This is a genomic window from Helicobacter monodelphidis (assembly GCF_003288845.1).
Taxonomy (GTDB): Bacteria; Campylobacterota; Campylobacteria; order Campylobacterales; family Helicobacteraceae; genus NHYN01.
The window spans coordinates 54,331-80,434 of the sequence record NZ_NHYN01000005.1; the positions used below are offsets into that span (position 1 = coordinate 54,331).

28 protein-coding genes are annotated in these 26,104 nt (G+C 35.6%); 18 read left to right on the top strand and 10 right to left on the bottom strand.

Going from position 1 to position 26,104, the window contains the following annotated elements; translation table 11 throughout:
• Positions 1–4: 4 nt before the first annotated feature.
• A complete protein-coding gene (locus tag CCZ01_RS03605) occupies positions 5–1,933 on the bottom strand; it encodes a transglycosylase domain-containing protein (RefSeq protein WP_112051869.1) in 1,929 nt (642 codons plus the stop codon).
• Between the two features lie 201 nt (positions 1,934–2,134).
• Here CCZ01_RS03605 and CCZ01_RS03610 point away from each other — a divergent pair, with 201 nt between their 5' ends.
• On the top strand, positions 2,135–3,925 hold the full coding sequence (locus CCZ01_RS03610) for a Na/Pi cotransporter family protein (RefSeq protein ID WP_112051870.1): 1,791 nt from the start codon (positions 2,135–2,137) through the stop codon (positions 3,923–3,925).
• 85 nt (positions 3,926–4,010) lie between these two features.
• Here CCZ01_RS03610 and CCZ01_RS03615 read toward each other — a convergent pair whose 3' ends face one another.
• Complete coding sequence (locus CCZ01_RS03615) at positions 4,011–4,697, bottom strand: response regulator transcription factor (RefSeq protein WP_112051871.1); 687 nt, start codon at positions 4,695–4,697, stop codon at positions 4,011–4,013.
• Positions 4,698–4,774: 77 nt separating this feature from the next.
• On the opposite strand from CCZ01_RS03615, the gene CCZ01_RS03620 reads away from it, so the two are divergent.
• From CCZ01_RS03620 to CCZ01_RS03645, 6 genes are all read left to right on the top strand, one after another.
• Positions 4,775–5,530, top strand: coding sequence for an ATP-binding protein (locus CCZ01_RS03620; protein ID WP_112051872.1), 756 nt, complete (start codon positions 4,775–4,777; stop codon positions 5,528–5,530).
• Positions 5,531–5,663: 133 nt separating this feature from the next.
• Entirely contained in the window at positions 5,664–6,122 is a 459-nt protein-coding gene (fur, locus tag CCZ01_RS03625; protein ID WP_112051873.1) for a ferric iron uptake transcriptional regulator, read from the top strand.
• Positions 6,123–6,267: 145 nt separating this feature from the next.
• On the top strand, positions 6,268–7,695 hold the full coding sequence (der, locus tag CCZ01_RS03630) for a ribosome biogenesis GTPase Der (protein WP_112051874.1): 1,428 nt from the start codon (positions 6,268–6,270) through the stop codon (positions 7,693–7,695).
• Positions 7,692–8,783 (top strand): hypothetical protein, encoded by a 1,092-nt coding sequence (locus CCZ01_RS03635; protein WP_112051875.1) that lies wholly within the window; start codon positions 7,692–7,694, stop codon positions 8,781–8,783. Before der ends, CCZ01_RS03635 begins: the two co-directional genes overlap by 4 nt.
• A gap of 52 nt (positions 8,784–8,835) precedes the next feature.
• Positions 8,836–9,858 (top strand): hypothetical protein, encoded by a 1,023-nt coding sequence (locus CCZ01_RS03640; RefSeq protein ID WP_112051876.1) that lies wholly within the window; start codon positions 8,836–8,838, stop codon positions 9,856–9,858.
• A gap of 42 nt (positions 9,859–9,900) precedes the next feature.
• Positions 9,901–10,932, top strand: coding sequence for a hypothetical protein (locus CCZ01_RS03645; protein ID WP_112051877.1), 1,032 nt, complete (start codon positions 9,901–9,903; stop codon positions 10,930–10,932).
• 40 nt (positions 10,933–10,972) lie between these two features.
• Here the strand turns inward: CCZ01_RS03645 and ubiE are convergent, their stop codons facing one another.
• Genes ubiE through CCZ01_RS03685 form a run of 8 tightly spaced genes read right to left on the bottom strand, consistent with a single transcriptional unit; the run spans position 10,973 to position 17,615 of the window.
• Positions 10,973–11,698 (bottom strand): bifunctional demethylmenaquinone methyltransferase/2-methoxy-6-polyprenyl-1,4-benzoquinol methylase UbiE, encoded by a 726-nt coding sequence (gene ubiE / locus CCZ01_RS03650; RefSeq protein ID WP_258436561.1) that lies wholly within the window; start codon positions 11,696–11,698, stop codon positions 10,973–10,975.
• 18 nt (positions 11,699–11,716) lie between these two features.
• Entirely contained in the window at positions 11,717–12,145 is a 429-nt protein-coding gene (gene hemJ, locus CCZ01_RS03655) for a protoporphyrinogen oxidase HemJ (RefSeq protein ID WP_112051878.1), read from the bottom strand.
• Positions 12,146–12,154: 9 nt separating this feature from the next.
• Entirely contained in the window at positions 12,155–12,724 is a 570-nt protein-coding gene (locus CCZ01_RS03660; protein WP_112051879.1) for a YigZ family protein, read from the bottom strand.
• Positions 12,724–13,362 (bottom strand): class I SAM-dependent methyltransferase, encoded by a 639-nt coding sequence (locus CCZ01_RS03665; RefSeq protein ID WP_112051880.1) that lies wholly within the window; start codon positions 13,360–13,362, stop codon positions 12,724–12,726. Before CCZ01_RS03665 ends, CCZ01_RS03660 begins: the two co-directional genes overlap by 1 nt.
• On the bottom strand, positions 13,362–14,024 hold the full coding sequence (locus CCZ01_RS03670) for a CheB methylesterase domain-containing protein (RefSeq protein WP_112051881.1): 663 nt from the start codon (positions 14,022–14,024) through the stop codon (positions 13,362–13,364). The genes CCZ01_RS03665 and CCZ01_RS03670 overlap by 1 nt, the downstream gene beginning before the upstream one ends.
• A 12-nt stretch (positions 14,025–14,036) precedes the next feature.
• A complete protein-coding gene (locus CCZ01_RS03675; protein WP_112051882.1) occupies positions 14,037–14,870 on the bottom strand; it encodes a CheR family methyltransferase in 834 nt (277 codons plus the stop codon).
• On the bottom strand, positions 14,854–16,767 hold the full coding sequence (ciaB, locus tag CCZ01_RS03680; protein ID WP_112051883.1) for an invasion protein CiaB: 1,914 nt from the start codon (positions 16,765–16,767) through the stop codon (positions 14,854–14,856). The genes CCZ01_RS03675 and ciaB overlap by 17 nt, the downstream gene beginning before the upstream one ends.
• Positions 16,767–17,615 carry a TerB family tellurite resistance protein gene (locus CCZ01_RS03685; RefSeq protein ID WP_112051884.1) on the bottom strand — a complete coding sequence of 283 codons (849 nt, stop codon included), beginning with the start codon at positions 17,613–17,615 and terminating at the stop codon, positions 16,767–16,769. The genes ciaB and CCZ01_RS03685 overlap by 1 nt, the downstream gene beginning before the upstream one ends.
• Before the next feature lie 164 nt (positions 17,616–17,779).
• On the opposite strand from CCZ01_RS03685, the gene CCZ01_RS03690 reads away from it, so the two are divergent.
• From CCZ01_RS03690 to CCZ01_RS03740, 11 genes are all read left to right on the top strand, one after another.
• Positions 17,780–19,435, top strand: coding sequence for a cation:proton antiporter (locus tag CCZ01_RS03690; protein WP_112051885.1), 1,656 nt, complete (start codon positions 17,780–17,782; stop codon positions 19,433–19,435).
• 3 nt (positions 19,436–19,438) lie between these two features.
• On the top strand, positions 19,439–20,506 hold the full coding sequence (yedE, locus tag CCZ01_RS03695; RefSeq protein WP_112051886.1) for a YedE family putative selenium transporter: 1,068 nt from the start codon (positions 19,439–19,441) through the stop codon (positions 20,504–20,506).
• Positions 20,503–20,751: a sulfurtransferase TusA family protein gene (locus CCZ01_RS03700; RefSeq protein WP_112051887.1), complete on the top strand. Its 249-nt coding sequence runs from the start codon at positions 20,503–20,505 to the stop codon at positions 20,749–20,751. The genes yedE and CCZ01_RS03700 overlap by 4 nt, the downstream gene beginning before the upstream one ends.
• Positions 20,736–21,068 (top strand): AtpZ/AtpI family protein, encoded by a 333-nt coding sequence (locus CCZ01_RS03705; RefSeq protein WP_112051888.1) that lies wholly within the window; start codon positions 20,736–20,738, stop codon positions 21,066–21,068. The genes CCZ01_RS03700 and CCZ01_RS03705 overlap by 16 nt, the downstream gene beginning before the upstream one ends.
• The gene (locus tag CCZ01_RS03710; protein ID WP_112051889.1) at positions 21,055–21,600 is read left to right on the top strand and encodes a hypothetical protein; all 546 of its coding nucleotides are present in this window, start codon (positions 21,055–21,057) and stop codon (positions 21,598–21,600) included. Before CCZ01_RS03705 ends, CCZ01_RS03710 begins: the two co-directional genes overlap by 14 nt.
• 247 nt (positions 21,601–21,847) lie before the next feature.
• Positions 21,848–22,405, top strand: coding sequence for an OmpA family protein (locus tag CCZ01_RS03715; RefSeq protein ID WP_112051890.1), 558 nt, complete (start codon positions 21,848–21,850; stop codon positions 22,403–22,405).
• 28 nt (positions 22,406–22,433) lie between these two features.
• Positions 22,434–23,399, top strand: a complete 966-nt coding sequence (locus tag CCZ01_RS03720; protein ID WP_112051891.1) for a tetratricopeptide repeat protein — start codon at positions 22,434–22,436, stop codon at positions 23,397–23,399.
• A gap of 27 nt (positions 23,400–23,426) precedes the next feature.
• Positions 23,427–23,954, top strand: coding sequence for an FKBP-type peptidyl-prolyl cis-trans isomerase (locus CCZ01_RS03725; RefSeq protein ID WP_112051892.1), 528 nt, complete (start codon positions 23,427–23,429; stop codon positions 23,952–23,954).
• 9 nt (positions 23,955–23,963) lie between these two features.
• Positions 23,964–24,884, top strand: coding sequence for an ACP S-malonyltransferase (gene fabD, locus CCZ01_RS03730; RefSeq protein ID WP_112051893.1), 921 nt, complete (start codon positions 23,964–23,966; stop codon positions 24,882–24,884).
• Between the two features lie 2 nt (positions 24,885–24,886).
• Positions 24,887–25,579 carry a 5'-methylthioadenosine/adenosylhomocysteine nucleosidase gene (locus CCZ01_RS03735; protein WP_112051894.1) on the top strand — a complete coding sequence of 231 codons (693 nt, stop codon included), beginning with the start codon at positions 24,887–24,889 and terminating at the stop codon, positions 25,577–25,579.
• A gap of 23 nt (positions 25,580–25,602) precedes the next feature.
• On the top strand, positions 25,603–26,088 hold the full coding sequence (locus CCZ01_RS03740; RefSeq protein WP_112051895.1) for a SixA phosphatase family protein: 486 nt from the start codon (positions 25,603–25,605) through the stop codon (positions 26,086–26,088).
• Positions 26,089–26,104: the final 16 nt, after the last annotated feature.

The window sequence follows — 26,104 nt, forward strand, 5'->3', positions numbered from 1 at the left end:
CCCCCTAATCAATGAGTTGTTGATTGAATGTTTGGTCTTCTTTTGGATAGGAAATATCTGTATAGTAGTATATTTCATTGTCTTTATTTCGTTGATATACTCCTTGAGGTATGGCAAATCGACGTTGCAAACCCGGTTCTTTTTTTAGTAGTTTATCATAAAAGTATGCAAACACAGGAGCACTTGTTACCCCTCCAGTTTCTCTCCTACCTAAAGTAGAGCTATCATCGCGCCCATACCACACAATCGTTTGGATTGTTGGAGAAAAACCACAAAACCATGCATCTACATTACCATTTGTTGAACCAGTTTTTCCTGCAATTTCGATACCCTTTACCCTTGCACGTCTGCCTGTTCCTTTATTTACAGCATTACGCAATAAATCAATCATCAAGAAAGCTTGCCTTGCTTCTGTGATTTTTGTCGCTTTTTCATTAAATCTGACTTCACGATGATGAATGTCTGTAATGGAATCAATCAGCATAGGTTCCATGATTGTGCCATAGTTAGAAAAGAGGGTGTAAGCACGACTCATATCCATCAACGAGACTCCAAAGCTTCCTAGTGAAATTGTTAAATCTTTAGGGACATCTGTGAAACCATAATGGGTAACCATTTGCCAAATGCGCTCAAACCCAACGCTCTCAACAAGGTTGATTGTTGCAAGATTTAAGGATTGTTCTACTGCATACTTAAGCGTTACAATTCCATTAAAGCTACTACTATAATTCTTGGGTGTCCATAATTTTCTTTTTCCGCCTGGAAGAACATATTCATAAGTTCTTGCAATATCTGCAAGTAAATCACTTTCAGAGAATTGAAAATCGAGTGCGGCTTGATAAATAAAAGGTTTGAAGCTACTACCCGGTTGCCTTTTTGCCTGTGTTGCACGATTAAAATTGCTTTTTTCAAAATCTACTCCACCTGTGATGGCAAGGATTCTTCCCGTTTGATTCTCTAAAACAATCATAGCACCGTTAAGTGTTGAGTTATCCTTATCTTTTTGTCTTGATTTGATACCTTCATAGCCGTATATAAGGGCTTCTTGTGCAATTTCCTGATAATCCAAATCAACGGTTAACTTAATAGTGTAGCCCCCACTTTTTAAATCTTGCATATCTTTGAGTTGCTTTAAAACCTCAACAACGACATAAGGAGCAACATTCTTACTTAAAGTGTCATCATAAATCTTAGGGACTTCTTCTACGCCCTGATCCAATTCTTCTTTACTGATCCAGCCTAGTGTGTACATTCTTTGCAGAATACTGTTGGCACGTCCTAGTGCAAATTCAAGTTTTTTTGTAGGGTCATAGAATGTTGGGGCACGGACAAGCCCAACAAGTAAGGCGGATTCTTTAAGTGTTAAGCGGTCTAAATCTTTTTTAAAATAGCCCAACCCGGCAGTACGGATACCATAATAGCCATGTCCAAAATAAGCACGATTTAAATAACGTTCTAAAATTTCTTCTTTTGTTAATTCTTGTTCTACGCGAATAGCAAGAAGAGCTTCTTTAATTTTGCGATCCAATGTTCTTTCTGGTGTAAGTACAACATTTTTAATGAGTTGCTGTGTGATTGTGCTTCCCCCTTCCACCATTTTCCCGCTAGCAATATTTTTTACCATTGCCCTTGCAATAGCATCAAAATTGACTCCAATATGTTCAAAAAAAAGCGTATCTTCAACGGCTGCTAATGCTTCAATGACTCTTGGAGGGAGTTCTTCAAATGGGGCATAGAATCGAAATTCTTTATCAAATAGATTAGCAATTAACCTTCCTTTTCTATCCACAATTTGTGTGGTTAGTGGAGGATTATAATGGACAACCTTATCCAAATCAAAACGGATGTCGTTATAGTGATGAACGATAATGGCAACAACACCGACTATTGCAAGAATCATCAAAATAAGGACTGTTTTAAAAAAAGTTTTCATTCGTTAAAAACCTCTGCTCAAAAATAATAACCTGATGCTGGATTATATCAGATAATATCTTAGTTTAGCAATGATTCTTGCGTTTTATGCGAGAGGCTACAGGTTAAGAAGGGAGTGTTATAGAAATTTTTGTAAAAAATTATGGAATCTTTTAAGTTACATAGCGATAAAATTCAGTCTTATCTAAAAAAGGAGGGTGGAATGCGTCAAGTTGGGTTGGCAGTGGGTATTGTTTTGCTACTTTACTTTTTCTCTACAAATGCAGAATTGAGCCAGATTTTGGCAGGTGTAGCTATTTTGCTTTTTGGTATTTCTAGTTTAGGAAATGGCTTTAAAAGTTTTAGTGATGGTTTATTAGAGAAAGTTCTAAAGAAATCAACTTCTACAACACCAAAAAGTATCACTTTTGGAACAATTGCGACGGTGATTATGCAGTCTTCAACCTTGGTGTCTGTGATTTCTATTTCTTTCCTATCCGCAGGATTAATTACCCTTGCACGTGGGCTTGGTGTTGTGTTTGGAGCAAATCTAGGAAATTCTGCTGGTTCGTGGATTATTGTTGGATTAAGTAATATTAAAATTTCTGACTTGGCTCTTCCGTTGGTTGTTGTTGGAGCGTTGTTATCCTTACAAAAAGCAAAGCTTTACAAAGGTTTGGGGGGGGTTTTTATCGGTCTTGGCTTTTTCTTTTTGGGTGTTGCTTATATTAAAGATGGTTTTAGTGCATCAGGCGATATGATTAACTTTGCACAATTTAGTGCTGATGGTTATCTTGGTGCGTTTATTTTTTGTGGTGTTGGTGCATTGTTGACTGGAATTGTGCAATCAAGTCATGCAACTTTGGCGATGATTCTTCTTGCTTTATCTGCTGGGCAATTAACTTATGAAAATGCCCTTGCAGCAACATTGGGTACAAGTGTTGGAGGTGTTGTCACGGCTGTTGTTGCTTCATTAAGTGCAAATATTGAAGGGAAGAAGCTTGCCATAGGAAATTGTGTATTTAATTTTACAATCGCCATTATCGTTTTAGCCTTGTTCCCTCTTTTTGTGCAACTTGTGAATTTTGGTTCTTCAACATTTGGAATTGCAGAGGACAACTATGCCTTAAAAGTTGCATTTTTTCACACATTGTTTAATTTAATCGCTGTTTTGATTATTTCGCCTTTTATCCCACAAATTGTTGCATTTTTAGATAAAACGGTGAAAGCACCTAAAGATAAGGATATTAGTGCACCAGAATTCTTAAAATACGAAATTATTGAGTATCCTGATGAAGCGTTGAATGCGATTGAAAATGAGATTAAGCATCTCTATGACAATGCTTTTGCGATAATTGTGCACACTCTTGGTTTTAGTCGGGAAGATATACGTTCTCAAGAGGAATTAAGCGAATTAGTTAAAAAACCTTGGTATAAGGGAGATGTTGATATAGACTATCTTTATCAGAAAAAAATTAAAGCTTTGTTTGATGCAATTATGGATTTTTCATCAGAGGCACAAGCATACATTGATGACCAAAGTCGTATTGAAAGGGTTTATAGTCTTAAAGTTGCGGCAAGAAGTTTGCTTGAAGCAGTGAAGATTCTTAAGCTTGCACAAAAAAATCTAAAGACTTATTCCACCTCCCCAAATCCAGCTTTAAGTGGATTATACAATACTCTAAGGATGGAATTGGCAGAGCTTTTGCGTAGTGGTGAGGATTTAAAAAAGATGACGCCTGAGAATATTGCACTGATTGTTTCTCAATTAAATGAGGCAAAGAAATTCTTTGAAGTCAGAGATAAGGAAGCACTTTCAAAGGTCGAAGCATTAATTTCTGAAAAGAAAATCACAGTTAGTCAAGGTACATCTGTCTTAAATGATTCTTCATTTATTGATAATATCTCTAAAGAAATTATTGAGGCTATTCGTATTATTTATGCTCATTTTGTCCAACGTGCCACAGCTGATGATCAGGATGATGGTAGTTTTGAAAGAGAATATGATTCTTAGGCCTTTAAGTGAATGATTGCAGAAGTGTTCCAGAGATTTGCTAAAATCTAACACAAGTCTCTGGAAAAGTTTTAATGTGAGAGGGTCATTCCATTGTGAGTTTGTAGCCTACACCAGAAAGATTACGGATAATGTTTTGGTGAGATTTTTTGCGAATGGAATTAATATGCATACGAAGTGTATCCAAAGTCATGGGAGTCTCACCCCAAATCATTGATTGAAATTCATCATAAGATACAACACCACCTCTATATTGCAACAATAATGAGAGTATTTTATTCTCTTTTTTTGTTAAAACAACAGATTTAGAGCCATCATAAAGTGTCATTTCAATTGGATTATAGCTTAAGTTATTTCCCAAAGACACAGTTGTTTTAGTTATTTTCTTGGGTGTATTTGCAAGAAGGATGATGGATAATTCTTCTAAATCAATGGGTTTCTTCAAAATAGAACAAGCACCCAAATCATAGCTTTCAATCAAATTTTCGCGTGTTCCAAAAGCGGTAATAATGACTACAGCAACACGCGGATTTATATCTCTAACTTCCTTAATGAACTCTAATCCACTCATCTTGGGTAAATCAAGGTCGGTGATAATTACATGTGGAGACTTTTCTTGGAAAATTTTTAAAGCTTTTTTTCCTTCTCCTACGCTGTAAAGGGCTTTTGCATGCCGCCTTAAATGACGATCAATGAGATTGCGGAGGTCTACATCGTCCTCAACTAGTAATATTTCTGTATCATGAAGATCATCAAGAATATCTCTTTTCATGTCCGTTCTCCTATTTTTAATGATTTTTGAGATAAAATTCCAATTGACAAAACTCTATAAAAGGAGGTTCTGCAACTGTGATTATCTCATATTTCGATAAAACTAAGATAAAAAATGATGAAAATTGCAATAAAAACCTAAATACGATGATTAAAAGTCCGCAAAATTCGGATTTGAAGGCATTAGAATTTGGGGGTGAATTTTCTGCTTTTTTAGAAAATATGCGGAAGTTTTTTCATGATTATCGTCAACCATTGAGTACTTTAAAGCTATTAGGTAGTGATATTCTTGAGGCGTATCGTTATCATGAAATTGATGAAAAATATTTGAATGAATATGCTAGGGTGCTTATAAAGCAGGTTAATCACCTAGACTCTCTTGTCGAAGGCTTGAGTGAAAAAATACAAAAAAATAGCCAAATTCAAATACAAAACCATTGGCAATTATTTTCTGTTTGTACTATTTTAGAATCCTTAAAATCTTTTTTTGAGTCATTTGAAATAGGGGTGCAGATTCAAGAAGATGTATTGATTCTAGGAGAGGTGGGCGAGGAATACCGAATGCGAACACTTTTTTTGCTTTGTTTGCAGGGTATTGAGTCTTATATGCAAAATAAGAATCATCAAGGTGTAATCACATTAGATTCAGGACGATTCTCTTTTAGGATAGCTCACTTTTCGCGAGAAGAATTTTTTGCAAATCCTAAAGTTGAGTCTTTTGTGTGGTTTATGCGAAGCTATCACCGACATTTCAAGAATTCTAAAAAAGATGTGGATATAGAGGTTGTAGAAGAATTAAGTTCTCACTTTGAATTAAGATTTTTACCACATTAGTTGGGGTAAGTCTGTGCTTTAGGGGAGTTATATTTTTAAATATTTCTCAAAAAGTATAAAATTTATTGTAATTTGTTAACTTCTTTGTGTATAATTCTCTTTGCTTTCAAGAATTTGTTGTGGGAGGTTTGTTGTGAGACAATATAGAGACAGCTTTGAAACAATTTTGGAAAGGTTGCATCTTTCTATACGAAAGAATGGCTTGAAAAACTCCAAGCAGCGGGAGTATATCCTTAAAGTTTTGTATGAGAATGGTGGGCATCTTTCTCCTGAAGAAATTTTTACTATCGCACGCAAGAATCATAAAGGTGCAAGCCTAAGTTCCATTTATCGTATTTTAGCTTTCTTAGAAAAGGAAGGTTTTGTTCTATCTATTGAGGTGGACAGCAGTGGTAGAAAGTATGAGATTGCTGGTGGGCTTCATCACGATCACATTATTTGTACAGAATGTGGTGAGATTATTGAATTCTATAATGAGGCTTTAGAACAACTACAAAATGAAATTGTCAAATCCTATGAAGCTGTATTGGTGAGTCATGATATGCGGTTATTTGTATCGTGTAAGCAATGTTTACAAAAAAGAACTTCTTAACCTTCAGTGATCAGTACACTTGGTTTTTCCAAGTGTATAGTCAAAATTTCATAACTTTTACTCATTATTCCTGTGAAAATAAACTTTTTTTGGTTATAATTCGCTTTCTGATTGGGTATTTTAGTATTTTTGAGGGAATGGAATAATGAAAAAAATTGCAATTATTGGACGTCCAAATGTTGGAAAAAGTTCTCTTTTTAATCGTTTTTTGCAAAGTCGCAAGGCCATTACTTCTGATTTGGCAGGAACGACACATGATGTGAAGCGGGATTGCATAGAATTAGAGGGTTTATCGCTATCCTTGAGTGATACTGGCGGAATTGAAGAGAGAAATCATCAAGAAACCATGTTTTTATTTAAAAGTATCAAAGAGCAGGCGTTAAAGGAAGCGGGATTGGCTGATTTGATTCTTTTTGTCGTTGATGGCAAATTAGCTCCATTAGATGAAGATTTATCTCTTTTTCGTGACCTACAAAAGTTAAAAATTCCTCTTTTTTTGGTGGTAAATAAATTGGATAATGCTAAAGAAGAGGAGCGCATACATTCTTTTGTTGTTTTTGGCATTTCAGAAATTTTTGCGGTTTCTATTACTCATAATCGTGGCTTTGCTGCATTAAAATCAGCAATCATTAAGGTATTAAATATTCAGCCTTTAAGATATGAATTTAGTGATGGTTTTATGGGGTCATTAGAAGAAGAGATGTTAAGTTTAGGATTACATCAGGATAAAACACAAGAAGAAGAATATGATGAAATTAAAACAGCCATTATTGGTAGGGTTAATGTCGGTAAAAGTTCCTTATTGAATGCACTCTTAGGCGAAGAACGTTCTATCGTTTCAGAAGTTGCTGGGACGACGATTGACCCAATCGATGAGAGTTTTTATTATGAAGGCAAAAAATTAACCTTTATTGATACGGCAGGTTTGAGACGCAAAGGTAAGATTGAGGGGATTGAGAAATATGCTTTGCAGCGAACAAGAGAAATGCTTGACCAGCATGCCCATATTGCTTTATTGGTGCTTGATGCTTCAGCACCACTTGTTGAGCTTGATGAAAAAATTGGCTCCTTAGTGCTTGAGTATGGTTTAGGTGTTGTTATTGTTTTGAATAAATGGGATGTTCGTCATAAGGAAATTGAAGAAATTAAAAAAGATATTAAGGAACGTTTTAAATATCTGTCTTACGCCCCTATTGTAACCATCTCTGCAAAGAATAAAAAACACATTATGCAGCTAAAAGAAGCAATCATAAAAGTGTATCAACAGTTGATTTATCGTATTCCTACGGCAATGTTAAATAAAACAATTCTTGATGCGTATTCTAAACATCCCATTCCTAGCAAAAAGGGCAAAATTGTTCGCATTTATTACGCCACACAGTATAAAATTGCCCCACCACATATTTCTTTGGTAATGAATCGCCCAAAAGCTTTACATTTTAGCTATAAACGTTATTTGATTAATCAATTGCGTAAAGAATTTGGCTTTAGCGGTGTTCCCATTTTTATTGAAGCAAAGAAAAAAGGTGAACGTTCTGTTGATGGTGAGTGTATGCAAGAGGAGCAGAATTGAAAAAGATTAATTTTGGTGGTATTGTAGAGAAAGTCAAAAATAGAAATTTTCTTTTTATTATTTTAGTGGGTTGCGTGGCACTTTTTGCAATTCTTTATTTTTGGTTATTTGGCTTTGGTTTATTGTTAGGTGCAAAAGAGTTTGAAAAAATTATAAATCGTCATGCAGAATTACTCACAACTCATTTTAATGAGAGGGCGTATTATGGAGAACCACAGATTCTGAAGTGGGAACCTTTTATCTGCGAGGGGTCCATTCAATGTTTTAGTCCAAAAATTGTACTTGGATGGCTTGATACGCCAAATGAGGCTATTATTTTACAAAATAATTCTTTAACACTTAAGTGGCTTTCCTCCACTCAAGCAAAGGGAACATTAGAAACGGAGTTTCAGTTTCAGTTTAATGAAAATGAGCTTTCTATAGAAGAAAAAAGAGAAATTTCTCTCATTAAACCTTTGTTGCCCAAACGTTTAAGTTGTCATTTCACGCATTCTGTGTATGGCACAAAATCTATTGCAAATAGTGATAGTACATGTACGCTTTTTAGTGATGCGATTATGTATCAATTCAGTGTTGATATGGATACCTTTAGTTTTGCTTATGCGAATGCGATATTTGAGAATCTTTTAGGAGAACCCAATCATTATGCAGATTCAAAAATGCGTGAAAATATCAAAGTGGCTATTCGTTCATTTGATATTAAAATTACTTCAAAAAGCCTCGATGATGCGATTTATAATATTTTAGAAGCAGCACATGGGAGTGTGTTTACGCGTGAAATTTATGAAAAAAGCATTGACTATGGTGCGAGTGTGGCATCTAATTTTTTGATAGAATCTGTACGAAAAGTCCCTATTGATGTGAGTGCGTTTGTGCGTGCGGTTGAGAGGTTAAAGGAGGGAGGGGTATCTATTTTAACCGCAAATGGTAGGGAACTTGCGTTATTTGTACGATTAAAAAACCATGAGAATATACCCTTTGCAAATGAAGAATTGCTAGAAGAGTTGCAGTATAATTTAGGTTATCGTCCGCATTCTATTTTGCGTTCTCTGATTCAAAATTATGATTTTAAGGTCGAATACTATTAATTTTTGTTTGATATAATGCCTGTTTTTTAATCGATAGAGGAGAAAAGTACATATGAGTAAGCAAGGTTTAATTCTGGGCATTTTAGGTGCTTTGATTATTGCAGGAGTTTTAGCGGGGTATTATTTTTCGCAAAATCTCAATCAGCTGATACCATCAAGTGAAATTGAAAAATACCTTAATGATGGGATGAGATTCGCCCAACAAGCAATCAGTAGAGATAGAATCCAATACGAGGAATTTAGTTGCTTAAACCTTGAATGTAGGTCAAACCAAATGACCATTCAGAATGAAAATGAATTCATTGCATTCAAGAATATATATTTAAAAATTAATAAGTTTAACCTAAATCATTTTAAGGGTATTTTGGAATTTGATATTGCTACTCAAATCTCTTCAATTCCAGAAGTTGGGAAGCCCTTTATTCCATCAAAGATGCGTTATGATGTTAATTTTAAGATAGATTCAAAGCAGGGCTTGATTGTACAAGAGGATAAAGTTTATTTAGAACTCCCTGTTGCCCATGTTCAATTTGCAACAAAGGGGTATTCGCAAAGCACATTCTATGAAGGTAAAGATTTGTTACAGCTAATGAAGTTTGCCCAAGCTATTATAGAAGATGACGAGAATGTGTTGAATGAGATAGAGCAAAAGATGGGTGAGAATATGCACAAAATTGGTTTCGACTATATTAAATTTGAATTAAATGGAAAAGATCAATTAGCAGATACTATTTACCATGTTGCTCAGTCGATGCATCAATATCCTTCAAAGGAGGTATATTATCAAGATATTGACAAGGGAGCTAGTTTGTTTGGTGCGGTTTTGCTTGGGGGTGCAGTACAAGTTAAGGGGGTTGATATTCAGTCTCTTTTGAGTGCTGCAACAACTCTTTCTGAAGGTGTTGTTAAAATTCTCAAAGAGAAAAGTCAGCATTTAGCGTTATCTGTTCAGCTTAAAAAAGGCAAGAATGTACCTATGTTTAATGAAGAGATAGGTGAAAACTATACCAAAAATGGAGAGGAGGTGTTGCAAGTTTTTCTTGAAAATTATGATATTCAAGTGCAAGTGGAATAGTTTGAGAGTAATCTCTGAAAATTATGGTATTGAAGGAAAGTAATGAATTTAAAAAAAGTTTGTTTTGTGTGTTTTGGGGCGATAGCTACATTAATTTTTGCGGGCTGTGGCGAAGGAAGTGAAACATTAACGAAAGGAAAAATTAATGTTACTCCAGAGGAATTTGCAAAAATTGGAAATGAGTATCTTCTTCGGGTTGGCGGTATTCAGTCGTTGCAGTCACAGGGTATTAATGGAATGGAGATAACAAGCACCCCTATGAGTTGTGATAAGGATTATAAATGTACAGGTGCAACGATGAATGTGAGTATGGACGAAGTGATGGTAAAAGTGAATTCGGATGTGAATCTCTTGAGCTTTAATGATAAAGAAGTTAGGGCAAATGTCCTTTTAGAAATGACTTTTTCAGCAAGCGAGGATATGTCTATGGTTTCAGAACAAATAGCACAGATTCTTCCTGTAACGATTAAGTATGATTGTGTTAATCAATACAGCAAAGAAAAGGAGATTGATGACTACTTGACAGCAGGGGCAACATGTAAGTTTGATTCCAGTCTGATTCGCTTTGATTCTGTAGAAAAAACGCAGATTACACATCCTAGCTTTGCAAATCAAACTATGGAGCAAGTTGCTAAGAATAAAGATATTTTAAATGAGGAAGTTATTAAAAATATGGGGATTAGCTTACTTGATTTTTCTTTGAAAGTAGGGGCAAAAAAGAGCGTTGCGGAGTCTATTTATCAGCAACTTTCTCCATCGGTTGCCTCTATTGATGAATACAAGACGACAGTCAACAACATGCGTTCTGCCCTTCCTGCATTTTTGGTTAATATTGTTGGTTTTGAGGAGGCAAAAAAGGCTATTACTAATTTAAGCGATTCTGTTGGTAAATTTGTAGTTGATGAGGTTAAGGAATTTAGCGTAGGGGCAACATTGCGTCCAAATGCAACACCAATCGTATTTTCTATGCAATCTTTAGAGGAAGTACAACATATACAAGGGCAAGAAGCTTTAATTAAAATGCAAGAAGTGATTGATGAAGTATTCCAAAAATACGATGTCGTCATCCAGTAGTCTTATTGGCGTTGGCGTGAGAGGATCACGTCAATCTTCCCTATTTTTTTGAGATACAGAGCGTGGAAATATTTGCCGAATAAGATTTGGAGTAAATAGGTTCTAGCTTGTTTTGTCTCAATTCTTGTTCTAAAAGACTAAGTGTAAGGAATTCTTCAATAGAATTGGGTAGGTATTGATATGCTGCCATATTTTTGCTGATTAATCCACCAATCTTGGGGAGAATTTTACGCGTATAGAATCCAGCGATTTGTTCTAAAAAACCATTGTTTTCATTCTTTGTAAACTCCAAAATAACGAGAATCCCACCTTTTCTAAGAATGCGGTAAAATTCTTTGAATGCATTATCACGATCGACAACATTACGCAAGCCATAAGCAATAGAAATAATATCCACACTTTCAGATTCAAGAGGAATTTTTATTGCTTCTGCTTGTATAAAATGTGTATCCTGCAATTTTTTGCGTGCAACTTCTAACATTCCTGCTGAAGGATCAATTCCACAGATGCTTGCAATATTAACACCTAATTTTGTGGCAACCTCGCGCCAGTGAATAATCATATCCCCTGTTCCACAGGCGACATCGACAATATCCACATCTGTTTTTTGAACTTCCTTTAAGGAAATTTGACAACCTTTTTTACGCCAAGAAATATCAATTCCCATACTTAAAACACGATTGGCTATATCGTAACGTTCTGAAATTGAATCAAACATTTCAATGATTTGTTGTTGTTTGGTTTGTTGATTAGAAAAATTTTGCACTTTATTCCTTTGGTTAGATTAAAAGGGTTTGAGGATAACAAATACAACAATGATGAACATCAGTATCGTTGGAATCTCATTGAAAATCCGAAAGAATTTACCACTCTTCATGCAGCGATCCTCACTTAATTGCTTAAGGTAGAATCCACACAGAAAATGGAAAATAATCAAGAAAAGGACAAACATTATTTTTGCGTGTAGCCAACCTCCTTTGAAAATAGAAACATCATAAGCAATAAGTGCAACACCTGTAATCAATACGCCAATGAGGGCAGGTAGTCCAATAAACCAATAAAGCTTAGATTCCTGAATCTTAATCACTGAAACAAAGTTTTTGTTATCAGCATTTTCAGTGTGATAAACAAATAAACGTGGTAAATAAAAAAGCATTGCCATCCAAGAGGTGAACGCCATAATGTGGAAAATTTTTATCCAAAGATATAACATAAATACTCCTTAAAGCTGAAATAATTGTTGTTGAAAAGAGGCTAAAGATTGCTCCTCACCCACACACTTAATACAAACACCATCACTAAGAAATTCTCTCTCTAATGAAATTTCAAATTTTTGGGCAAGATAAGTTGCGTGAGAAAGCTTATCAAAAGAAATTTTAAAAACTTCTTTAGATAAAATCTTGAAGGGTTCTAGTCTTGCTACAGCGATTGTTTGTTTTGCGTTTTCTGTATAAGCACGTACAAGTCCACCTATGCCAAGTAATGTCCCACCAAAATATCGCACACTGACAAAACCAACATTCAAGAGATTATGTCCACGTAAGACTTTTAAGGTCGGCATTCCAGAACTTCCTTTAGGTTCACCATCATCGCTGAAACTTTCTTCAATCTGTAAAAAATCATTCAAGAGACGTGAAGAATTGACAAAATGAACAGCCTTTGGGTGTTGCTCCCTCAATGCTTTTAAGGATTCTTCAAAGAGATGAATGGGATATAAAAAGCCTAAAAAATGCGAGCCCTTTTGCGTAAGTGATGAAGATGCACATTCTTTAATTGTTTGGAATCCCTGCATTAATATTTATCCTTAAAAATTGCAATACTCCATTCGCATAAATGGGTATCATAATAATTTTTTATGTAACCCAATTTCTGACAAAAATCCAAAATAGGAGAAATATTCGCATAATATAATCCCTCGTATTGCGGTTGTTTATGTATGCTCAAAAGGTTAAAGACAACCGCTTTGTTGCTTTGCTGAAAAAGGTTTCTTAGCGTGAAAAAAATATATTCTTCCCAGATTTGTTTGGGATGGTGATGACAAAGATTGAAAGTGCCACTCACAAAAGTATAATCAGCCATATATAGTGCAGAATTTGCAAAATATAAACGGATTTTTTTGTTCCACCAATAGGCATGTAGAAATTTTTTTGCCTCTTTAAGCATATTTTTACTAATATCATAGCCGTTGTAGAGTCGAATCTGAAAGCCAGATTTTTCCAAAAAGGAATACAAAGCCCCGTATCCGCAACCAAAGTCATTGATGTTGAGTGTTGAATGGGATTGGAGATTTAATAGGGATAAAAGATGGGTAAAACGTTGGATTTGTTCATCTTGATTTTGCCAAAAAACTGCTTTATGCGTATAGCCAAATTGCTTTGCACGTTTGGAGTATAGCTCTGCAATATCGTGCAAATGAACAATATCTAACATCAATAACCCTTGATTGCTTTTCCGAATTGAATAATTTTTTCTGCAATATTATCTAAAGGAACAATTTCTTTAATTGCACCTACGGCGATGGCTCGTTTAGGCATTCCAAAGACAATGCAACTGCTTTCATCTTGAGCGATTGTATGTGCTCCGTTGTCGTAAAGTTCTTTAATACCAATACTTCCATCATCACCCATTCCTGTAAGAATAATTGCCAATGTATTGCGTCCAGCAGTGTTATTACCGCTCCGAAATAAAACATCAACGCTTGGTTTGTGGCGACTGACCTTCTCTCCCTCAATTGCTTTTGCAATATAATCATTACCACGTGATTCAATCACTAAGTGCCTATCCCCAGAAGCGATATAGGCGTGGGAGGGTTGTAAGACTTCTTTGCTAGAGACTTCTAAAACACGAATTGCTGAAAGTAGATTTAATCTTGATGCAAAAGAACCTGAAAAGCCCACTGGAATGTGTTGGACAATAACAATAGGTGGAAGTCCCTCCGGTAGCTTTGGAATAATGCGTGTGAGAGCTTCCACTCCTCCTGTAGAAGAACCAATAAGAACAAGCTTTTTACCTGAATCTTTTTTGCATGGTTGTGAAGGAAGAATCACATCTGGTGGATGTTTTATGAGATCTTTAGAGAGTAAATCTGTCATATTTTATCCTTTTTAATGTGCAATCTTGACGAAGCAATTTTGTCCTAATCGTTCAACGCGATGACTTAACGATAATACATTTTCTGAATGTCCTAGATAAAGTGTTCCATACATTTTTAAACATTTGAATAAATTTTCTAAAATTTTTGCTTGATCTTCAACTTTAAAGTAAATCAGTACATTGCGACAGAAAATAATATCAAACTCTTCGGGTTGAAAAGGATATTTTTTGGTAAATAAATTGAAAACCTTGAATGTAATCATTGATTTGAGGGCTGCCACTGCTTCTATACTCACTTCTGCAGTACCGACATTTCTGATATTGAAGTAATCTGACATATTCAGCCAAGTTGGCAATGGACTCAAACGTGTATTAACCTGATAGACACCTTTTTTCGCAATTTCTAACACATCTGTATCAACATCTGTAGCAAGAATGGAAATCGGCAGATTGGGAGTGCCATAAATATTTTTTGCATGCAGTAAAGTTGCTGCAATTGAGTAGGGTTCTTCACCTGTGGAGCTTGCAGAACAATAAACCTTGAATGGGCGATTTTCAGCACAGACACGTGGCATAACTCGGTCAATCATATCTAAAAAATGGAAACCTTCACGAAAAAAATCTGTTTTATTTGTTGTGAAAGCATTGATAAAATCTTGTTCATGTCGACTGATTTTCTCAAAAAAATCTTTGTTGTTTAAAATGCCCAAATCTTTAATTAATCTTTTAATGCGATTTGTGATTAGGGTATCTTTGCTTTTATCAAGAAAGATTCCTGTTTTTTCGTAAAGTTCTGTTCGAATTTGGTCGAGGAATTCCCGTGTTATATCAACTTGTTGATTCATTTTTTCTTCTCTCTTTTTCTTGTAGATATTCTAAGTGTTCATTATCTTGTTGTGTTTCTTGCCCAATTTCTTTGTAAAGAGTCCAGTAAAACTCTACAAACTCTTTTGTTTGTTGATCTTTAGGAATGTGGTAACCCTCTGCATCTTGTTGTGTAAAATAGTTCAAAAAAATTGAAGCATTTGCTTTTTGCATGTAGAGTTTAGCTATTTTTTCATAAGATTCAAAGTAAATTGCCTTAAATGTCTCATAGCTTTCTTGTGTAAGATTTAATTGTAGTCGAGAATTCTTATATGCAAGAATATTGGCAGAAAACAAAAGGCTAAGGTGAATCAAACCTTCACAATAGTAAGGTTTAACTTCCTCTTGTTCTCTCCAAGCAATTAATCCAACAGCTCTTGTAATCACATCAGCTAGTAATGGGAGTCTTAAGGGCTGATAGATCTCTAATGTATCATTCAGAAAGAAATTCAATAACCCTCCGGTTGTCGCTTTCCATTCTTCAATATTCTTGAAATTTCCTTCAGTGTTCATACAGATTTCTGTATCTATATCCATCCATAAAATATGCCCGAATTCATGTCCAATTGTTGAGATTTGATAGAGTGCAAGCCATATTTCCTCATTGAAAAAAAGAATTTCTCGTCGTTCTTTTAAGAAATTTTCATCAAATATTTCTTTTGCAATACGCATAAATGGACGATATTGAGCTGAATGCAAAACGCGTGTCGGAAAAGCAAAAATTTTTTTTCCATATTTTTGAGAGACTCGTTCATCATTTGGAACAACTTGAGCTGAAAATAATCCATCCATTTCAGCACCATAATATAGGGCAGGCAGGGAGAGGTAAAGAGAGGTTTTGTTTAAGGAATGTAAGACGTTATCTTTCATGCTCTGTGTTTCAAAATCTGAAATTGCCCATTTTTTATAAAGATTTAAAAAAGAATCTTGCATTTGCGTTTGAATGGGCAAGTGTTTATTATGGGTAATTTGTAGAACGCGCATATCCCATTCAGGTGCGACACTACGACGATAATGGTCCTCATAGTATTCAAGTGGATGAGCGGGTTGTAAAGGTGTTTGGATTTTCATCCATGCTCTATCAACCTCTCTCCAACATTCAAGCAAATTTTCTAACTTTTCCTCCGTAAATGCGTTTTCGATAGCCTTAAAATATTGAATATAATGTTTTTTGGCAAGAAAAATTTCATCACCTTCATTCTTTAATTCTTTTAAAAGCTTTTTAATTTCTTTAGTGATTATTTTAATTTCAGATTTGAATGCAAGAGAGTAGGGGATAGCATTCCAACATTTTTGTGTTGGATTGTATTGAGGGATAGAATAGCTTCTATCGCTCTGCTCTCCATCAGCAGTTCTTTCTCTTAAGGATTCTAGGATTTTAAATAAATCCTGTTTATCTGGATACTCTTTGGCTAGTTTTGGGTTAATTTCCTCTATTAGGCGAAAACGCCATCGTGTATGAAATGTATTAAAAGCTTTCCCGATTGCATGAATACCGTGTAAAATTTGGCGATAAAAAGGTGTGAATAATTCTTCCTCATCACAACGATTAAGGATTTTTTGATGCCATTGGGTATGATAGTCTTTTACCCAATTATACAGAATTTTTTTAGCTTCCTTAATTTCCTCATCACTTTTTTGTGCTTTTTTAAGTATTTGAATTATTGCACTTTCTTGAAGTTGTACAAGACGCGTCAGTAAGGCTAAGCGATGGGGTTGAGTATCTTGAATATTGAGTGTATTTAGCATTTGAATAAGATTTTGAATCTCTGGATTTTTATCGTTTTCTAGCTCTAAATAGAGGCGGTTTAGGCTATCATCTCTCCATTGCACAATTTGGCAAAACTGATTTAAATCTGCATAAAAGGCTTTTTTCATCAATTTTCTCCTTGTGAATCTCGGTTTGCATTTTTATTGTATTTATCCTTAAGAATCTCGTAAGCATCATTAATTTTAGTTAATTGTTCATTTGCTTTGAGAGTGTCGCGTTGGCTACCACCTTGTCCTTGTATAATATCTGGATGATACTTTTTAACGAGCTCTCGGTAACGTTTCTTAATGAGCTCTGATGTGATATTTTCCTCACTTTCTTCGGTGAGTCCAAAAGTCTGCAAGGCGGATTCAAGAGAATTTTGTGATTCAGCTTGACTGGTTTTGTTTTGCATAAATTCTTCAAATCGGTCATAAATGCGGTTAAAGTCTTCATTACTAAGTTCAAAATAAGCCGCAATATCGATGATTGTTTCTCTCTCTTCTTCTGCTAAAACGCCATCGGCATAAGCAACAACAAACAAGAATTCAATTACTTTTAGACGCTTTTTATATTGCCCTTTGGTTTTATCTACAAATTCCAACGCAAACTCTTCAACATTACCAATGGAAACTTTTTGTGAGTAAAAATAATCACTTAATGATTCTTGTGTGAATGCTTGGTTATCATAAGAGATAACCATATCGTTGATGAGTTCTGCGATAAGCCGTTCTTCAAATTCACATACTTTACCATCGCTTTGTACGACTTTTGCAATAAGGGCAAGAATTAAGCCACATTCTGAATGCTCAATATCTGTTTTTTGAGAATAATCTGCGTAAGGATCATCAAAGATGGGTTCTGCTTCCTGATTTTTGAGTGGTCCATAAGATTTGGGATTAGCTAAATATTCTTTAAGTGTTTTAAACATAAAGAAAATCACACCTACAGCAATTACCAGTAAAAGATATTCCATGTATATTCTCCTTAAATGTTAACAAATCAAAATTATGTGGGCGTAATTGTAGCAGTTATTTAGTTAAAAAGCGAATGCCTTTTGCAAAGTTATTGATTCTTTTTTTCTTTCTTTATCTGTAAGTTATAGTATAATGCGATAGTGAATTCAGTTGAGGAGTCATCTTGGAGTTGTTTGTAGCCGGTGTGATTGGCTTAGGCATTGCTTTGGTTGTAAATATTGTATTCAATCGTTTAGGTGTTCCTGTGGTGATTGGTTATATTTTTACAGGAGTCGTGCTTTCCTCATTTTTGCATATTGTTGACGTGATTGATTTAGAGGTGTTGGACCATTTCGCAGAATTTGGAATTGTTTTTTTAATGTTTATGATAGGGCTTGAATTTTCTTTCAGCGTATTGCAAAATATGCGTCAAGAGGTATTGTTTTTTGGTGGATTGCAGGTTGCTATCACAACGTTGGTATTTTTTGCTATTGGGTATTTTGTTTTTTCATTGGATATTCGCGTGGCTTTTGTTGTTGGAGCAGCACTTTCCTTGTCGTCGACCGCCATTGTTTTAAAGATTTTTAATGAAACAAAAGAAGTGAACACTGCCTATGGACGCAATGCTGTAGGTATTCTCATTATGCAAGATATTGCCGTTATTCCTATTTTACTGATGATTTCTATTTTAAGTAGCGATGATGTTAATTTTGAATTATTAATTATGCATACAACTTTGAATGCTTTGGTTTTACTTCTTGTTTTGTTTTATCCTGCAAAATGGGTAATTGTAACCTTATTGAGGAATGCGGCAAAAAGTAGAATGGATGAAATTTTTATGGGTGCTACACTTTTTATCGTCTTTGCAAGTTCTTTATTGGCACATCTATTTGGTTTTTCTTATTCACTTGGGGCGTTTATTGCAGGAATGATTATTGCTGGAACGCGTTATAAATTTCAAGTCGAGGCAGATTTGACGCATTTTAGAGATTTGCTTTTAGGTTTGTTTTTTATGACGGTAGGTATGCAGGTTAATATTCATTTTCTATTAACCCATATTCACATTATTGTTGGTTTACTTGTGGCTGTGATGTTCTTGAAGGCATTAATTATTTATGGTATAACGCGCTTTTATCGTAGTGGTACGGCTTCCATTAATACTGCGTTTGCATTGTGTCAGGTGGGCGAATTCTCTTTTGCAATTTTTGCACTTTCTAATGCACAAATGCATTTGCTAGATTCTTATACGCATCAGATTTTGCTTTTATGTGTGATTTTATCGATGATTTTAACGCCATTCTTACTCAAAAATTTGCATAAGATTAGTTCTTTTTTGATGATTCTTGTGCATGGCAGACAAAAAGTTTCCCTTATGGCAGAGGAGGGGCAGTATTCTGTCCTTGAAGGGCATATTGTCGTGTGTGGATATGGGCGTTATGGTCGGGAGCTTGTGGCTTACTTAAAGAATCAAAATCAAGCTTATATTGCAGTTGATGCCGATATTAAGGCTGTGAATGCAGGTTATGCAAATGGTGATAATATTCTATTTGGTAATATTGTGCAAAAATCCATTATTGAGAAAATTCGTGTTGAAGAGGCAAGTGTGGTTGTAATGACCTTGGAAGATATTGCACAAAACCAACACATCAGTAAAGAAATTATGAAGGAATATCCTCAAACGCGTATTGTTTTGCTTGTGGCAACACAACAACAAAAAAAGGATTTAGAAGGGGATTCACAATTTTATCGTGTTGTTGCCGTTTATGATGAGGTTTCACGCATTCTAGGGCAAGTTGCGATTGAGTGTGTACTTGAAACAGAAGCGACATTTAAGGAGTAGGATTTGTTTGTTAGATTAGCTTTTTTACCTATTCTTGCAGGTATTGTTTTGGGTGTGATAGCCCCTCTTTTGGCATATGTAGGTAATCCAGAAAATATGGGAATTTGTACCACTTGTTTTGTAAGGGATATTGCAGGAGCGTTAAAAATTCATCAAGCAGAATCATTTGCATATTTGCGTCCAGAAATTTTTGGATTAGTTTTGGGTGCTTTAGGGAGTGCGATTTTTTTTGGTGAATTTAACCCTAGAGGCGGTTCATCGCCAGTTGCAAGATTTTTATTAGGGTTTTTTGCAATGAGCGGAGCATTAGTTTTTTTGGGATGTCCACTGAGTGCGACTCTACGTTTTAGTGGTGGGGATTGGTCTGCGATAGCAGGAATTTTCGGCTTTGTTGCGGGGGTTGGGGTTGGAAGTTTTTTTTTGAAACAGGGTTTTTCTTTAGGAAAATCTAAGCAAACAAGCCCCATTGTTGGTTATTTATTCGCCTCTTTAGCCTTTTTCTTGCTCGTTGTTGGATTATTTAAAACCCTTAATCCTGAATGGAATATGCTGAATTTCTCTCAAAAAGGTATTGCGTCTATATATGCCCCATGGCTTATATCATTATGTGCAGGATTGTTGCTTGGTGCATTATTTCAAAAGAGCCGTTTTTGTATGGTTACCGCTTTTAGGGATTTATTTATTTTAAGGGATTTACATATGATGCAAGGCATTGTTGCTTTTATTTTTGTTGCATTTTTTATTAATATTTTTCTTAATCAATTTAATGGTGGGTTTATTGGACAGAATGCAGTCCATAATGAATGGTTGTGGAATTTTTTGGGTATGCTTCTTTGTGGTTTAGCTTTGACTCTTGCTGGAGGTTGTCCGATTCGACAGCTGATTTTAAGTGGAGAAGGGGATAATGATGCTGGTATTTTTTTGATTGGGATGTTAGTTGGTGCTGCCTTTGCATATAATTTTAATTTCGCTTCTAGTGTTGATGGAGCTTCTAGCTATGCACCCTTTGTTATTCTTGTCGGTTTGGCTTTTTGTGGAATTTTAGCTTACTTGAGTCGGGTAAAATCATGAGTGGTATGGAGCAGATTAATGTATGTGGACTTTCTAATCCTGAACCTTTGTTGCGGGTGCAGGAGATTTTAAAAAAAGATTTTAGCCAATTAAGAATTATTTGTGATTGTGGTATGGCTGTTGAGAGTATTGAGCGATTTTTGCAACAAAAAAATTGTCATTTCCATAAGGGACGCAATCCAGATACAAGCTTCACATTATGGATTAATTTTGAAGAGCAGGGAGCAGAATGGAAAAAGATATAAAAACAGAGGAAACAAGTCAGCAAGACCAAACACCAAAATATCGCAATCTTGTCGTAGGATTCAATGATTTGACGCTTGGAATTTCAATGGTTGTTGCCGTTGCTATCGGGGCTGGAATGGGTTATGGTCTAGAACAAATTTTTGGTTATGCTTGGTTGTTTTGGGTAGGGATTTGTTTTGGGATTGGTGCTGCAATTAATAACATGTTTAAGGCGTATCAGCGACAAATGAAAGAATTTGAAAAACTCCAGCAAGAACCTCGTTATCGTTATAAAAAAGATTTAGAGGAGCAAAAAAAGAAAAATGAAGAAAAGTAGTGTATTTTTACCACTCCTTTTAGTTGTTTTTGTTGTTTGGTATTTTGATGGAAGTTTGGAGAGTTTTTTTGTTGGGTTTATTGGTGCTTTGTTGATTATTATTGCAACACTTTATCGGAGCTATGCAAGAATTCAAGCTGCTTTGCAGTCACCTGCTGAAGTAGAGCTTGCACATCAGAATACCCAAAGCAAAGATGATGATGAGGAGGAAGAATTCAAGAGTGCTGATACTCAATATTTAAAGTATGAAGAATCTAAAAATCAAGAAAATCAAGAAGTAAGCTTAAAAACATTGAAAAAACTTAAAAAACAACAATCTAAAATGACATTCTTAAGTCCATATCGCTTACGTAATGGATTATTTTTATCTTTTGCACCTTTAAGGCTTATGGCGTATATGATTTTTATTGTGATGGTTTTAGCATTAATTAATGCTGGGAAACTAGAGGTTGTCTCCTTGTTTGTGGGTAATGGAATAGCGATGGTGGCTGTTGTGTTATATTTGTATTGTTATCGTTTAAGGGACAAATGAATACATTGTTAAGAATGTGGGAAGTTTTCTGACAAAAAAACATAAAGATAATATAGATAAAAATAATGTTCAAGTTTGAGATATCTATGAAAGTTTTAGAAACGCGACGAATGTATGTTTTTCCTAGAATAGGCTAAATTCTATTTAAGAACAATAAGGAGAGGTCTATCTAAATTCTTGTTCAAGGTATAGTTTTTTAAGTTTTAATAGTGTAGAATAACGAATTATTTTTAAAAAAAGGGGAAAGATGATGAAGAAATATCTTTTGCTAGGATCCTTGGCAACAATGTTGCTTATCACGGGTTGTCAAACAACTCAAGGAGGAGCGGGGAATACAACAGAGACTGCTGGTACTGATGGGACAGCAGGTCAATATAATAGTGTTGAAGAAAAAGTTATGGCTATCGAACAACAACTTCAGACTATTTACTTTGATTATGATAAGTTTAATATTAGGTCAGATATGGTTGATGCGGTGAATAGTAACAGTGAACTTTTAAAGGCAACTGTTGCTGATTTAGCTGCTGGTATTGCACCAGAGGCGGCTGCTAATGCTGCTAATGTTTCTTTGCGTATTCGTGTTGAGGGCAACACAGATGAGTGGGGAACAGATGAATACAATCAAGCATTAGGAAATAAGAGAGCGGTTTCCGTACGTGATGCTTTGGTGGGTAATGGCTTTACAAGGGATGTGATTGAGCATGTAACCTATGGAGAAACCAATCCTGTTTGTTCTGAAAAGACTGATGATTGCTGGTCAAAGAATCGTCGCGTTGATTTCAAGCTTGTTCTTGAGCCCAAGTGAGGTCTATTATAGATTGGGCATGGGCTGAATGAAAAACTACATTATAGGGGTTATTGCCTGTGCTTCTGTCTCTTTTCTCGTGGCAGAGCCGTCTATGTTCTCTGCTGCAGAAAAAAAGAAGAATGCTGAACAAGAGATGCGGAAGGAACTTTTTAATCTCTTCACAACAGTCAAGAGTATCCAGGAATCTCAAGAGGGATTACAAAGTCTTTTTGATTCTCACACGAAAAAACTCCAGGAAATTTATATTAAAAACAAAGAATCTCCTTTTGTTACGCACAAATTTCTACAAGAAAGGGAATCAGAAATCAATTCTACAATTGCTGAGTTTAAGGTTACATTGAATGATAATTTTAAGCAATATGATGAGAATTTTGATAAAATTTCGGGAAGTTTGGAGGCATTGGGTATATTAATTCAAGATATTAATGCACAACAAAAAAAAGAAATTGTGAGTATGCAAGAGCAAATTGTTGTTTTACAACAACAGATTAAAGACATTGAAGTTAAAGCTAGAGAAGGTTCTCCTAAGGAAAAGCTAGAGGATTCTAAGCAATCATCTCAAAAGAAAGATTCTAAGGAGATAAAGGAAACACAAGAGGAAATACAAAAAGTTGACTTGAAAACAATGAAAAAGGCTGATGTTTATAAAGAAGCAGTTGCTTTTTATTCTAAGTCAGACTATGAATCAGCGAAGAGCTATTTTACTTATTGCTATGAAAATAATTATAAACCCGCGACAAGTAGTTATTACTTAGGGGAAATTGCATTTAAAGGTAAGCAATATGAAGATGCAATACGATTTTACAAGGAGAGTGCAACGCGTTATGATAAAGCATCGTATATGCCGAATTTACTTTTACATACAGCCGAGTCTTTTGTTTTTTTAAAGGATTCAGCGAGTGCAAAAAAGTTTTTTGATACACTCATCTCACTTTATCCAAATTCAAAAGAAGCAAAGGTTGCTAAACAATCATTAGCTAAAATGAAGTAAAATCCATTAAAATTAAGGAGTATAGATATGACAAAAAAAGTTTTTAAAATTGCTTATGAGGTGAGAGAGAGGGAGAGTTTGCAACTTCTTGATAGTAATATCGGAAAGCACCCTTTAGAATTTATTGCAGGCAATAATGAAGTGTTAGAAGGTCTTGAGGAGGCATTGTTGAATGCTAAAGCGGGTGATAGAATTGAAACTATTGTTTCTCCAGAAAAGGGCTATGGCGAACGTAAGGAAGAGGCGATTGAGGAGTTACCGATTGGACAATTTGATGGTATTACTCTCGAAAGAGGTATGACACTTTTTGGTGAGGGAGAGAACGGGGAACATGTTCAGGTTATTGTGCAAGACTTCAATGATAGTACTGTGATTGTAGATTACAATCACCCTTTAGCAGGTAAGCAACTGATTTTTAATGTGGAAGTTTTAGGTATTCGTGATGCAACAGAAAATGAGATTCTTTATGGTGTTGGCTATAATCAAGCACACGGTGGTGGCGGTTGCTGTGGCGGTGGTGGTGGCGGTTGCTGTGGCGGTGGGCATCATCATTAAGGGTGAGTGATGCGTTGTGCGGTAATTTTTCCGGGTCAAGGAAGCCAGGCTATTGGTATGGGAAGTAACTTTTATGAAAATTTTGTATGGGCAAGAGAATCTTTTGAAGAGGCGAGTGATGCTTTGAATCTTGATATGCGGAAATTACTTTTTGAGGAGAATACGCAGATTCACCAAACATCTTTTACGCAACCAGCGATTTTGCTCATTAGTACGATAGCGTTTCAAGCGTTGAAACGGGAGTTTGAGATTAATCCAGTTTTTGGGCTTGGGCATTCGTTGGGTGAACTAAGTGCCTTGTGTGCAACGGGTTTTTTTACTTTAAAGGAAGCGGTGAAGATTGTGCATGAAAGGGGTAAGTTGATGCAGAGTCTTCATAATGATGCAGGTATGATGGTTGTGATGGGGATTGAGGACTCTGTATTAGAGGAGTATATTCAGTCGCAACAGAAAATAGGTAAAAAGGTGTGGTTTGCAAATTATAATGGCGGTGGGCAGGCTGTTTTAGCTGGAATTAAGGAAGACTTGAAAAGTCTTGAGTCCGATCTGAAAGAAAAAAAAGCTAAACGTACGCTCCTCTTGGATATTTCAATTGCTAGTCATTGCCCATTGTTAGAACCTATCGTTAGTGTTTTTAAAGAGATTCTCTCCCCTGTTAACGGTCATTTTTCTTTTGAAATTCTTTCTAATGCAACAACAGATCCTTACAAAACACGGGAGGAAGCGATTGAGTTATTAGGATCGCAACTTGTTTTGCCTGTTCTTTATAAACAAACGATTCAGAAGCATGAAGAGCGTGTGGATTGTTTTATTGAGTGTGGGCATGGAAGTATTCTTAAAGGGCTGAATCGTCGTATTTCGACAAAACCTACTTTGAATGTAAGCGATACAGAAACACTTAAGGCAACGATAGACGCATTGCAGGAGTAACAATGAAAAAAATAGCAATTATGGGAGCAATGGCAGAGGAAATCGCCCCGATGTTGGATAGGGTAGAAGGGGTGGTGGAATGTAATTTAGCGGGTAATGTTTACTATGAATGTAAATATAAGGGTTTGTCTCTTGTTATTGCGTATAGTAAGATTGGAAAGGTTAATGCAGCACTAAGTGCATCTATTTTGCTAAATCACTTTAGTTGTGAGGCGTTGATTTTCAGTGGTGTGGCGGGGGCAATTTCTCCCGAACTGAAAATTAGAGATTTACTTCTTGCAACAAAATTATGCCAACACGATGTTGATATAACTGCCTTTTCCCATCCTTTTGGTTTTATTCCCGGCGGACAACTTTTCTATGAAAGTGATGATAAATTAAATCAAATTGCACGTCATGTTGCAAAAAAACAGGGCATTGTATTGAAAGAAGGCATCATTGCAACAGGAGATCAATTTGTTGCTTCTACAGAAAGGAAACAATGGATTGGAGAGGAGTTTGGGGCTATTGCATTGGAAATGGAAGGTGGGAGTGTCGCTGCTGTCGCTGCTGCACTTAATCGTCCATTCTGTGTTTTGCGTGCAATTAGTGATGCTGCTGATACGGATGCGAGTTTTAATTTTGATACTTTTTTGCATGAATCTGCTAAAGAAAGTGCGGATTTTTTATTTTTAATGCTTGATACATTGGTTTAAAAAATCATATTATGAGGTGAGAAGTGAGTTCTGTGGAGTTTCGTTTGATTTTAATACGCCATGCCCATGCTTATGAACGTCATATGTGGGAGGGGAGTGATTTAGCACGTCCGTTAATTCCAAAGGGTGAGAAGGTTGCAAAAAAGAGCGGTAAGAGACTGGCACGTTTTCTTGAACAGCAGGGGGAACGTTTGGAGGCAATATATGCTTCAGAGGCAGTGCGTTCTTATGAGACAGCAAGGATAATCTTAAAAAGCTTTAAAGATCTTTCTTGTGTGGTTTCACCTCTTGTCAATCCTGATAGTGGTTGTTGTGGTTACGAGTCTATTTTTAAGGAGGCACGAGAAGAAGGGAATGTGATTGTGGCAATTGTTGGGCATGAATATGATCTTTCGAAAACTGTTTCTTATTTATGTGGTGAGGGAAGTATTCGCATTGACTGGAAAAAAGCTGGTTTTCTTATATTAAATTTAATCGATGATGAGTGGTTTTTGGAAGTGATGCGGTAGAGATAAATGGAGAAAA

Coding starts and splice junctions, on each gene's coding strand:
- CCZ01_RS03685 (WP_112051884.1), bottom strand. CDS start 17,615: ATGGAATATCTTTTACTGGTAATTGCTGTAGGTGTGATTTTCTTTATG.
- CCZ01_RS03715 (WP_112051890.1), top strand. CDS start 21,848: ATGATGAAGAAATATCTTTTGCTAGGATCCTTGGCAACAATGTTGCTT.
- CCZ01_RS03615 (WP_112051871.1), bottom strand. CDS start 4,697: ATGAAAAGAGATATTCTTGATGATCTTCATGATACAGAAATATTACTA.
- CCZ01_RS03735 (WP_112051894.1), top strand. CDS start 24,887: ATGAAAAAAATAGCAATTATGGGAGCAATGGCAGAGGAAATCGCCCCG.
- CCZ01_RS03710 (WP_112051889.1), top strand. CDS start 21,055: ATGAAGAAAAGTAGTGTATTTTTACCACTCCTTTTAGTTGTTTTTGTT.
- ciaB (WP_112051883.1), bottom strand. CDS start 16,767: ATGAAAAAAGCCTTTTATGCAGATTTAAATCAGTTTTGCCAAATTGTG.
- CCZ01_RS03675 (WP_112051882.1), bottom strand. CDS start 14,870: ATGAATCAACAAGTTGATATAACACGGGAATTCCTCGACCAAATTCGA.
- CCZ01_RS03610 (WP_112051870.1), top strand. CDS start 2,135: ATGCGTCAAGTTGGGTTGGCAGTGGGTATTGTTTTGCTACTTTACTTT.
- CCZ01_RS03645 (WP_112051877.1), top strand. CDS start 9,901: ATGAATTTAAAAAAAGTTTGTTTTGTGTGTTTTGGGGCGATAGCTACA.
- CCZ01_RS03670 (WP_112051881.1), bottom strand. CDS start 14,024: ATGACAGATTTACTCTCTAAAGATCTCATAAAACATCCACCAGATGTG.
- CCZ01_RS03725 (WP_112051892.1), top strand. CDS start 23,427: ATGACAAAAAAAGTTTTTAAAATTGCTTATGAGGTGAGAGAGAGGGAG.
- CCZ01_RS03640 (WP_112051876.1), top strand. CDS start 8,836: ATGAGTAAGCAAGGTTTAATTCTGGGCATTTTAGGTGCTTTGATTATT.
- fabD (WP_112051893.1), top strand. CDS start 23,964: ATGCGTTGTGCGGTAATTTTTCCGGGTCAAGGAAGCCAGGCTATTGGT.
- CCZ01_RS03605 (WP_112051869.1), bottom strand. CDS start 1,933: ATGAAAACTTTTTTTAAAACAGTCCTTATTTTGATGATTCTTGCAATA.
- der (WP_112051874.1), top strand. CDS start 6,268: ATGAAAAAAATTGCAATTATTGGACGTCCAAATGTTGGAAAAAGTTCT.
- CCZ01_RS03720 (WP_112051891.1), top strand. CDS start 22,434: ATGAAAAACTACATTATAGGGGTTATTGCCTGTGCTTCTGTCTCTTTT.
- hemJ (WP_112051878.1), bottom strand. CDS start 12,145: ATGTTATATCTTTGGATAAAAATTTTCCACATTATGGCGTTCACCTCT.
- CCZ01_RS03665 (WP_112051880.1), bottom strand. CDS start 13,362: ATGTTAGATATTGTTCATTTGCACGATATTGCAGAGCTATACTCCAAA.
- CCZ01_RS03660 (WP_112051879.1), bottom strand. CDS start 12,724: ATGCAGGGATTCCAAACAATTAAAGAATGTGCATCTTCATCACTTACG.
- CCZ01_RS03700 (WP_112051887.1), top strand. CDS start 20,503: ATGAGTGGTATGGAGCAGATTAATGTATGTGGACTTTCTAATCCTGAA.
- CCZ01_RS03705 (WP_112051888.1), top strand. CDS start 20,736: ATGGAAAAAGATATAAAAACAGAGGAAACAAGTCAGCAAGACCAAACA.